Source organism: Kitasatospora sp. NPDC059817, from assembly GCF_042731835.1.
GTDB lineage: Bacteria > Actinomycetota > Actinomycetes > Streptomycetales > Streptomycetaceae > Kitasatospora.
This window is the reverse complement of the sequence record NZ_JBHWIR010000006.1, coordinates 1-9,069: the sequence shown is the minus strand read 5'-3', so window position 1 is coordinate 9,069 and position 9,069 is coordinate 1. Positions and strand designations below refer to the sequence as shown.

Here is a 9,069-nt window from a genome sequence, read left to right as displayed (position 1 = left end):
GTTTATCCGCCCCTGATTCTCCGCCCACCCCGGCCCCCCCCACCCCCCCGAGGGGCTCGGCCCCCCCCCCCCCCCCCCCACCTCACCCCCCGGTTCCCCCCGGTCCCGCCCGCGCGGACCGGGGCGAACACGTGACGCACCCTCAGTACTCCCACGGGTTCAGCACGATCGCACCGGTCCGGGCGAGATGCTTGACGTTCCGGCTGGCCAGCGTCCAACCGTTCGCGATGGCAGTGGCCGCGATCAGCGCGTCGGGCGGATCGATGTTCGTCCCGGCGCTCTTGAGCCGGCGGTGGACAGCGAGGTACGCGGCGGCCTCCCGTTCACCGATGGCCGCGATCCGGCCCCGGTACTCCACCCGCATGCCCTCCAGGACATGCTCGAACACGGCTCGGCGTAGCGGATCGGACGTGGCCGCGACCCCAGCCTCGACTTCCGCGACGGTGATGACGCTGAGGCAGAGCGCCGTCGCAGGGACGGAGCGGGCCCATTCGACGACGGCGGGGGCCGGCTTCGGCCGCGTGGTGAGCTCGGCGACCACGTTGGTGTCCAGCAGATAGATCACTCGGTGCCCGCCGCGTCGTCGTAGGAGCGGGACCCGAACTCCAGCCCTTCGAAGGGCGTCGACAGGAGTTGGTCGAGGAAACCGTCGTTCCCCAGCGTCGCCCAGCGGTGCAGTATCGCCGGCAGCGCGTCGATGTCGGTGTCGGCGAGCTCGGCGTCGAAGTGCTTGACCTGCTCCTCGGGGAGGGACCCGCGGATCTCTCTGATCGTCCGCAACGGGTGGGGCTCGTCGGGCCGGTGAGGGGGCACGGGCAGATCCGGGGAGGTACTCATGGTCGGCTCCTTCGCTCAGGTCCGAGGACCAGACTAGGGCGCCGAGCAGCGGGATCAGCTCCCCCAGCGGCCGGGTTGTCGGTGGGGCGGGTGATGATGGGGGCTGTTTCGAGAGGCAGGACGGAAGGACACCCCCTTATGAGCTGGTGGCAGCAGCCACTGGTCGGCTTCGACCTGGAGACCACGGGCACCGACCCGGCCGTGGACCGCATCGTCACGGCCGCGCTCGTGGACACCGTCGGGGCCCGCCGGGTGGGGGCCGTGCACTGGCTGCTCGACCCCGGGGTCCCGATCCCGGCCGAGGCGGAGGCGATCCACGGCATCGGCGACGACCTGGCCCGCGGCAAGGGCCGGCTGGCCAAGGAGGCCGTGGAGGAGATAGCCGGCGCGCTCTGCGAGCGGCTTGCCGCAGGGCGCCCGGTGGTCGCGTTCAACGCGCCGTTCGACCTGTCGCTGCTCGACGCCGAGCTGCGCCGGTACGGGCTGGTGCCGCTCGCCGAGCGCCTCGGCGCCCCGGTCGGGCCGGTGCTGGACGCGCTGGTCGTCGACCGGGCGGTGGACAAGTACCGCAAGGGCTCGCGCACCCTGCAGCGGGTCTGCGAGGTGTACGGCGTAGAGCTGACGGACGCGCACGAGGCGGGCAGCGACGCGCTGGCGGCCGTCCGGGTCGCCGTCGCGCTCGCCGAGCGCTACCGGGCCGAGGTCGGCGACGTCGCGCCGGCCGAGCTGCACGGGCGCCAGATCGGCTGGTACCGGGAGTGGGCGGAGGGCTTGCAGGCGTGGCTGCGCCGCGGCAAGGACCCGCAGGCCGTGGTCGACCCGCGGTGGCCGATGAGGTAGCCGCCCCCGGGGTGGCCGGTGAGTCGGCTATTCGGCGGGCCAGTCGAAGGTGTAGCCCTGGGCGACTAGCCAGGGCAGCAGCTGCTTGAGCGCGGCCACGGTCTGGGTGCGGTCGCCGCCGCCGTCGTGCATCAGGATCACGCCGCCGGGCTTGAGCTGCTTCTGCACGGTGGAGACGATGGCGGGCACGCCCGGGCGGGACCAGTCGCGCGGGTCGACGGACCAGCCGAGCGAGGACATGCCGAGGCTCGCGGTGATCTGTTCGTTGTCGGCGTTGAAGCCGCCGCCGGGGGCGCGGAACCAGTCGACCCGGGTGCCGGGGCCGCCGGCCTTGACGATCATGTCCCTGGCGGCGGAGATCTCGTAGACGGCCTTGTCGTGGGGGAGCTTCGCGAACGGCTGCGGGTGGTGGACGCTGTGGTCGCAGAGCCGGTGGCCGGCCGCGAGGACGCGCTTGACCAGGGCCGGGTTGGCGGCGGCGTTCTGGCCGATCTCGCAGAACGTGGCCTTGGCGTGGTACTGGGCGAGCAGGTCGAGGATCTGGCCGGTGGCGGGGCCGGGGCCGTCGTCGAAGGTGAGCGCCACGGTGCGGCCGCCGGAGGCGGTGGAGCCGATGACGGTGCCCGGCTTGACCGGCGCGGGCGGCGGCGCGGGGGTGCCCGCGGGCGTGGTCGCGACGGCCGTGGTGGTGACCGGGGTGCTCGGCGTGCCGCCGTGGGGCGGGGCGCTCGTCCCGGCCGGCGCCTGGGGCGTGTGCGGCTTCGGGACGGCCGGCGGGGCGGCGGAGGCGGGTGCGCCGTCGGAGTCGGGGGTGGGCGCGACGGTGGCGACGGGCCCGTCGGTCGGCCGGCCGTCGGTCGGCGCGAGGGTGATCGGGGGCTGGGTGCTGACGCCGGACGTCGGCTGGAGGGCTCCGCTGGCGGTGCCGCACGCGGCCAGTCCCAGGGCGGCGGCCGCCACGACGCAGCCTGCGACCAGCCGACGGCGGGCCGTGAGCGCGGTACGGGTCGGGGGGGAGGGCCGGCGGGTGGCGGAGTGGGGCATGGCGGCGGCTCCTGTGGTGCAGAGGGGTGCAGAGGACGGGCGCCGATCCCTCGGTCAGGATGACTGTCCGATAGGACGCCGAGCGTACGTGCCCTGGTTGCGGAGCGGACCGCAGCGCCGTAGGAGTCTTCTCACACGCGCCCGGTTGGCGCCCCCGCGGCCCGCCGGGTATCCCGGGGGCCGTGCCGGGGGCGTCCCGGCACTTCAGGAGCCGTCACTTCGGAAGCTCGACGCCCCAGGAGCCCGACGCCTCAGAACGGGTACCAGCGCACCTCGGTGGCGCCCTCCCGCAGCGAGGCGACCCGGCGCCGGAACTCCGCCAGCGCGGCCGGGTTGCCGGGTACCTGCTGGGCGACCCAGGAGGCGCTGGCGGTCTCCCGGGCCCCGCGTAGCACCGCGAAACCGGGCCAGGCGCGCACGTCCCAGCCGTACGCCTCGACGAAGGCCCGGTACTCCTCGCCGGGCACGCCGTACCGGTCGTGGCTGAGCGCGAGGACCACCAGGTCGTGTTCGCGCAGGTCGTGCGAGACGTTCTCCAGGTCGAGCAGGACGGGCCCGTCCGGGCCGACGTGGACGTTGCGGGGCAGTGCGTCGCCGTGGATCACGCCGGGGTGCAGGTGCGGGGCGAGGTCGGGCAGGGCGGCGGCGAAGCCGTCGCGGCGGTGGCGCAGGAAGGCGACGTCGGCCGGGTCGACGTGGCCCTCGGCGGAGGCCAGCCAGCGTTCGACGGGGGCCAGCAGGTCGCGGTGGGCGAGGGGGAAGGGCGGCAGCGGCAGCCGGTGCAGGGTGCGCAGCAGCGGGGCGAGGTCGGCGGGGCGGGCGGGGCGGACGGCGGGGGCGAGCCGGTGCCAGAAGGTGACGGGGTGCCCGTGGGCGAGCTGGGGCTCGGCTTCCACCGCGTCGTACGGGCGGACCACCGGGACGTCCTGGGCGGCGAGCCAGTGGGCGACGGCGAGTTCGTGCCGCGCCCGTTCGTACAGTTCGGGGCCGCGGCCGACCTTGGCGACGACGGCAGGGTCGCCGAGGTCGAAGACGGCGTTCTCGCCGAGTGCGAGCAGCCGGGCGTCGCCGGGGCCGGGCAGTCCGGCGGACTCGCAGGCGTGGGCGAGCAGCAGCCGGGCGCGGCCTTCGTCGAAGGGGATCATGGCGGTGCTCCGTTGGGGCGGCGTTCATCCGGAGGCCTCCGGACGGTGATCATCATGACGGACCGGGGTGGGGTTTTCCCTACCTTCCTACCCTGACATCTCCTCCTAGGGGGTAGGGGGAGAGATCCACCCTGAGGGGGAGCTGTCTCCACCCGGAGCACGAGGTCAAGGGTGGTGCGCCCGGGGGAAACTGGGTCGGGGCCGCTGAGCGGCGGCCCCGACGGGGGTTGGACCACGGGGGCTCCTTGCCGGTCGGCAAGCAAGTGCTCGTAGGATGACGCCCAGACCTACTTACCTGCCGACCGGCTAGGGAGCGCCGCCGCGCGTCTCCCACCGGTCCAGCCGTCGCCCGGCGTCCCGTCCCCCAAGGGCTGCGGTGAACCATGCCCAGGAGGCATCGAGCATGTTCCACCGACTAGGACAATTCGTCGTACGCCGCGCGTGGTGGGTGATCATCGCGTGGGTGATCGGAATGATCGCCGTCATCATGACCGCGCCGAAGGTCAGCTCGCAGACCGACGAAGCCGCGTTCCTCCCCAAGCACTACGAGTCCATCCAGGCCGCACAGGTGCAGGAGCGGGCCTTCCCGGCCGCCTTCACCCCGGGCGCGCTCGCACTCTTCGAGCGCAACGACGGCGCCGCGTTCACCGACGCGGACAAGGCCGCGATGGGCAAGCTCGTCCAGGACCTGACGGCCAAGAAGATCGACGGCGTCGAGAAGATCATCCCGCCGTCCGACCAGCTGGGCATATCCCCGGACCACAAGTACGCGATGGCCATGATCGCCGTCGACAAGTCGAAGCAGCAGGACCAGAACAAGACCGCGGACATCGCCAAGGCCATCCGTGACGACGGCAAGGCGCTGGCCTCCGGCACCGACCTGAAGTTCCAGCTCGGCGGCCCCGCCGCCCAGGCGCTCGACCAGAAGGAAGCCTCCGGCTCGGCCGAGGGCATCATCACCATGGCCACGGTGCTGCTGGTCATCGTGATCGTCGGCATCATCTTCCGCGGCATCCTGGCCGGCCTGCTGCCGGTCCTGGTCTCGCTGATGATCGCGCTGCCCGCCTCCATCGGCCTGATCAACTACGCGACCGACATCTTCGACCTCAAGAGCACACCCATCCTGATGGCGATCCTGATCGTCGTCGTGCTCGGCGTCGGCACCGACTACTTCCTGTTCCTCGCCTTCCGCTACCGCGAGCGGCTGCGGGCCGGCGACGACCGCAACGCCGCCGTCGCCAACGCGGTCGGCCGGGTCGGCGAGGCGATCGCCTCCGCCGCCGGCGCCGTCACCATCGCCTTCGCCGCGCTGATCCTCTCCAGCCTCGGCATGTTCCAGGCGCTCGGCCCCGCGCTGGCGATCGCGGTCGTGGTCACCGCCCTGGCCTCGATCACCCTGGCCCCCGCACTGCTCGCGGTCATCCCCGCCCGCGCCGTCTTCTGGCCCGGCAAGAAGTGGACGAACGAGCCGAGCACCGCGCGCTTCACCGCGCTCGGCCGGATCGTCCAGAAGCGCCCGGCACTGGCCGCCGTCGCCTCCGGCGGCGTACTGGTCGCCCTGTCCGTGGGCGCGCTCGGCTACAACGGCAACTTCGACATGGCCGGCAGCTCCATGCCCAAGGACAAGGAGTCGATGGTCGTCCAGGACACGATGGCCAAGGGCTTCTCCGCCGGCGCCGCCGACCCGAGCCAGGTCTACCTGAGCAGCACCGACGGCAAGAAGCTCGACCCGGCCTCCTTCCCGGCCTACGCCGACAAGCTGCAGGGCGTCGTCGGGGTCTCCAAGGTCTACCCGCCGAGCGCCGACGCCAAGAGCATCAGCGCCGACGGCGCCACCGCCCAGTTCACCGTCATGCTCAAGGACGCCCCGGCCAGCAACGAGGCGATCGACGCGGTGACCGAGCTGCGCACCGTCGCCCACGCGCAGGCCCCGGCCGGCAGCGAGGCCAAGGTCGGCGGCCTCACCTCGGTGTTCAAGGACATCAACCTGGCGATGACCCACGACTACAAGCTGGTCTTCCCGATCGCCGGGCTGCTGATCCTGCTCATCCTGGCCCTCCAGCTGCGCAGCGTGGTCGCCCCCTGGTACCTGATGGCCTCGGTCGGCCTCGGCTTCAGCGCCACGCTGGGCGCCACCACGCTGATCTTCCAGAAGATCGGCAACGAGACCGGCCTGATGTTCATGATGCCGATCCTCATCTACCTCTTCGTGGTGGCGATCGGGACGGACTACAACATCCTGATCATCGCCCGTCTGCGCGAGGAGGCCCGCGCGGGCCGCAGCCCGCGCGAGGCGGCCCGCGAGGCGCTGCGCCACGCAGGCCCGACCGTCGCCGCGGCCGGCTTCATCCTGGCGGCCTCGTTCGGGACGTTCATGCTCGCCGGCAACACCTTCATGATGGAGTTCGGCTTCGCCATGGCCTTCGGCATCGTGCTGGCGGCCTTCGTGATGGCGATGTTCTTCACCCCGGCGCTCACCGCGCTGATCGGCAACCGGGCCTGGTGGCCCGGCCACGGCGCCGACCCCGAGCATGGCCACGGCGGGGGCCACGGTGCCGGCCCGGCGCCGGCGGCGGACGCGTACGGCGTGCCGGAGCCGGCCGGACGGCGCTGATCGCTTCGTTCGGACACGGGCGACGCCCGACCGACGCGCCAAACAGGCGGCGTCCCGCTTCGGCGGGGCGCCGCTTGCCCCCTTTTCCTGGCCGCCAAACGTGATCTGTCGAGCACAAAAGTCCCCGGTCAATCGGGGTGTCGCCGTGCTACAGTCGACCCAGTTGCAGTTTTGGTTCCCATGAACGTATGTGTGCGCCTGCTGGTTCCAACCAACAGGCGCATTTGTTTTGTCCGGTGTTTCAGTCTCCGGATGGGGATCGCGGCTACTCCGGGGTTCACGCGGTGTGAATCCCTGATGCCCCAGTTTTTGAGGAGACGGTTATGGCTACCGGCACCGTGAAGTGGTTCAACAGCGAAAAGGGCTTCGGCTTCATCGAGCAGGCCGAGGGCGGCCCGGACGTGTTCGCCCACTACTCGAACATCGTGGCGAACGGCTTCCGTGAGCTCGTCGAGGGCCAGCAGGTCGAGTTCGACGTCACCCAGGGCCAGAAGGGCCCGCAGGCCGAGAACATCCGCGTCATCTGACGTCAGCCTCCACGCTGACTCGCGATCTCGCGAAGCGGGGGCCCGTACCACACGGTGCGGGCCCCCGCGCATGCCGCCGTACGGCCGGGGCGGCGAATTTCCTACCGACGGCCGACCAGCCCCTACCCGGGGCTGCCGACCGACGTATGGAGACTTCGTGACCACCCCTGCCCGCCCGCCGCGTGACCGCGCCGCCCGCACCACCGACCAGGCCCGCCGCGGCGAGAACCCGCGCCGCAGCGCCGGCGCCGGCCGTGCCGAGAACACCGGCCGTGGCGAGAACGCCGGCCGCACCGGCGCCGGAGACCGCGCCCGCCGCGGCGAGAACCCGCGTGGTACCGGCGACGCCGAGCGCGCCCGCAAGCCGCGCGGCCGCACCGGCGCCCCCAAGAACACCCGCGCCGCCGCCGTGCCCGAGGCCGCCGAATTCACCGTCGTCGAGGGCACCCCGGCCCGGCCCCCGGCGGACACCTTCGCCGAGCTGGACCTGCCCAAGGGCATCCTCAGCACGCTCACCCGCGAAGGCGTCATCGCGCCGTTCCCGATCCAGGGCGCCACCCTGCCCGACTCGATCGCCGGCCGCGACGTGCTCGGCCGCGGCCGCACCGGCTCCGGAAAGACCCTCGCCTTCGGCCTGCCGCTGCTCGCCCGCACCGCCGGGCGCCGCGCCGTCGCCCGCTACCCGCTGGCGCTCGTCCTGGTGCCCACCCGCGAGCTCGCCCAGCAGGTCACCGACGCGCTCACCCCCTACGCGACCGCCGTCAACCTGCGGATCACCACCGTCGTCGGCGGCATGTCGATCAACCGCCAGGCCAACGCCGTCCGCCGTGGCACCGAGGTCCTGGTCGCCACCCCCGGCCGGCTCGACGACCTGATCGGCCGTGGTGACGTCAACCTGTCCGACGTCGCCATCACCGTCCTCGACGAGGCCGACCAGATGGCCGACATGGGCTTCCTCCCGCAGGTCAGCAAGCTACTGGAGCAGGTTGCCGAGGGCGGGCAGCGGATGCTGTTCTCCGCGACCCTGGACCGCAACGTCGACCGCCTGGTCAAGCGCTTCCTCACCGACCCGGTCACCCACTCGGTCGACCCGTCGGCCGGCGCGGTCACCACCATGGACCATCACGTCCTCCAGCTGGACCAGGCCGACAAGGCGTCCACCACCGCGCACATCGCCTCCCGCGACGGGCGCGTGATCATGTTCGTGCACACCAAGCACGGCGCCGACCGCCTCGCCAAGCAGCTGCTCGCCACCGGCGTCCGGGCCGCGGCCCTGCACGGCGGCAAGTCCCAGCCGCAGCGCAACCGGGTCCTCGACCAGTTCCGCGACGGCCACGTCACCGCGCTGATCGCCACCAACGTCGCCGCCCGCGGCATCCACATCGAAGGCCTCGACCTGGTCGTCAACGTCGACCCGCCGGTCGACCACAAGGACTACCTGCACCGCGGCGGCCGCACCGCCCGGGCCGGCGAGTCCGGCACCGTCGTCACCCTCGTCCTGCCCGAGCAGCGCCGCGAGGTCAACCGGCTGATGACGGTCGCGGGCATCCGCCCCACCGTCACCAAGGTCCGCCCCGGCGACGCCGACCTCGCCAAGATCACCGGCGCCCGCACCCCCAGCGGCGTCGCGGTCGCCGTCGCCGTCCCCGCGCCCGCCGAGGCCCCCGCCGCCAAGGCCGACGCCAAGTCCGGCAACCCGCGCCGCCGCCCCGGCAAGCGCTCCGCGCTGCCCGCCGACGTCGACATGAACGGCAACCCGCGCCGCCCCCGCCCCAAGCAGCGCATGGGCGGCGCCGCCGCCCAGGGCGACCGCCCCCAGGCGGCCGGCTTCATCGGCCGCTCCTCCGGCCGCGCCAAGCCCGGCAGCGGCGCCAAGTCCGGCTCCAACTACGGCACCGGCCGCCAGCGCCGCGCCTTCGACTAACCCCCGGCGAACCACCGACGGCCCGGCCCCCCCCCCCCCCCGGGGGCGGGGGGGGGGGGGGGGGGGGGCCCCGCGGGGGGGGCCGGGGGGGGGGCCAACCCCGCCCCCCGGTGGGAGGGGTTGCCGGCGCCCGGTGGG

8 protein-coding genes are annotated in these 9,069 nt (G+C 73.2%); 4 read left to right on the top strand and 4 right to left on the bottom strand.

All coding sequences use genetic code 11. From position 1 onward, the window contains the following. Positions 1–142 precede the first annotated feature (142 nt). Positions 143–565: a type II toxin-antitoxin system VapC family toxin gene (locus ACFV61_RS02185; RefSeq protein ID WP_380337866.1), complete on the bottom strand. Its 423-nt coding sequence runs from the start codon at positions 563–565 to the stop codon at positions 143–145. Continuing rightward, entirely contained in the window at positions 562–837 is a 276-nt protein-coding gene (locus ACFV61_RS02180; protein WP_380337863.1) for a hypothetical protein, read from the bottom strand. The genes ACFV61_RS02185 and ACFV61_RS02180 overlap by 4 nt, the downstream gene beginning before the upstream one ends. A gap of 138 nt (positions 838–975) precedes the next feature. Here ACFV61_RS02180 and ACFV61_RS02175 point away from each other — a divergent pair, with 138 nt between their 5' ends. After that, the gene (locus ACFV61_RS02175; RefSeq protein ID WP_380489578.1) at positions 976–1,677 is read left to right on the top strand and encodes an exonuclease domain-containing protein; all 702 of its coding nucleotides are present in this window, start codon (positions 976–978) and stop codon (positions 1,675–1,677) included. A 27-nt stretch (positions 1,678–1,704) separates the two neighbouring features. Here the strand turns inward: ACFV61_RS02175 and ACFV61_RS02170 are convergent, their stop codons facing one another. Together ACFV61_RS02170 and ACFV61_RS02165 are read right to left on the bottom strand one after the other, a co-directional pair. Continuing rightward, positions 1,705–2,721: a polysaccharide deacetylase family protein gene (locus tag ACFV61_RS02170; RefSeq protein WP_380489576.1), complete on the bottom strand. Its 1,017-nt coding sequence runs from the start codon at positions 2,719–2,721 to the stop codon at positions 1,705–1,707. A 251-nt stretch (positions 2,722–2,972) separates the two neighbouring features. Then, a complete protein-coding gene (locus ACFV61_RS02165) occupies positions 2,973–3,866 on the bottom strand; it encodes a phosphotransferase enzyme family protein (protein ID WP_063347106.1) in 894 nt (297 codons plus the stop codon). Between the two features lie 403 nt (positions 3,867–4,269). Between ACFV61_RS02165 and ACFV61_RS02160 the strand changes: the two genes are divergently transcribed. The 3 genes from ACFV61_RS02160 (at position 4,270) to ACFV61_RS02150 (ending at position 8,931) form a co-directional block, all read left to right on the top strand. Beyond that, the gene (locus tag ACFV61_RS02160; protein WP_380489574.1) at positions 4,270–6,480 is read left to right on the top strand and encodes an MMPL family transporter; all 2,211 of its coding nucleotides are present in this window, start codon (positions 4,270–4,272) and stop codon (positions 6,478–6,480) included. Positions 6,481–6,803: 323 nt separating this feature from the next. Continuing rightward, positions 6,804–7,007, top strand: a complete 204-nt coding sequence (locus ACFV61_RS02155; RefSeq protein WP_063347104.1) for a cold-shock protein — start codon at positions 6,804–6,806, stop codon at positions 7,005–7,007. A gap of 157 nt (positions 7,008–7,164) precedes the next feature. After that, the gene (locus ACFV61_RS02150) at positions 7,165–8,931 is read left to right on the top strand and encodes a DEAD/DEAH box helicase (RefSeq protein ID WP_380480558.1); all 1,767 of its coding nucleotides are present in this window, start codon (positions 7,165–7,167) and stop codon (positions 8,929–8,931) included. The last annotated feature ends 138 nt before the right edge of the window (positions 8,932–9,069 follow it).

Excerpts from the sequence above, each read along its gene's own strand:
- ACFV61_RS02170 (WP_380489576.1), bottom strand. The coding sequence starts at position 2,721 with ATGCCCCACTCCGCCACCCGCCGGCCCTCCCCCCCGACCCGTACCGCG.
- ACFV61_RS02175 (WP_380489578.1), top strand. The coding sequence starts at position 976 with ATGAGCTGGTGGCAGCAGCCACTGGTCGGCTTCGACCTGGAGACCACG.
- ACFV61_RS02160 (WP_380489574.1), top strand. The coding sequence starts at position 4,270 with ATGTTCCACCGACTAGGACAATTCGTCGTACGCCGCGCGTGGTGGGTG.
- ACFV61_RS02155 (WP_063347104.1), top strand. The coding sequence starts at position 6,804 with ATGGCTACCGGCACCGTGAAGTGGTTCAACAGCGAAAAGGGCTTCGGC.
- ACFV61_RS02180 (WP_380337863.1), bottom strand. The coding sequence starts at position 837 with ATGAGTACCTCCCCGGATCTGCCCGTGCCCCCTCACCGGCCCGACGAG.
- ACFV61_RS02165 (WP_063347106.1), bottom strand. The coding sequence starts at position 3,866 with ATGATCCCCTTCGACGAAGGCCGCGCCCGGCTGCTGCTCGCCCACGCC.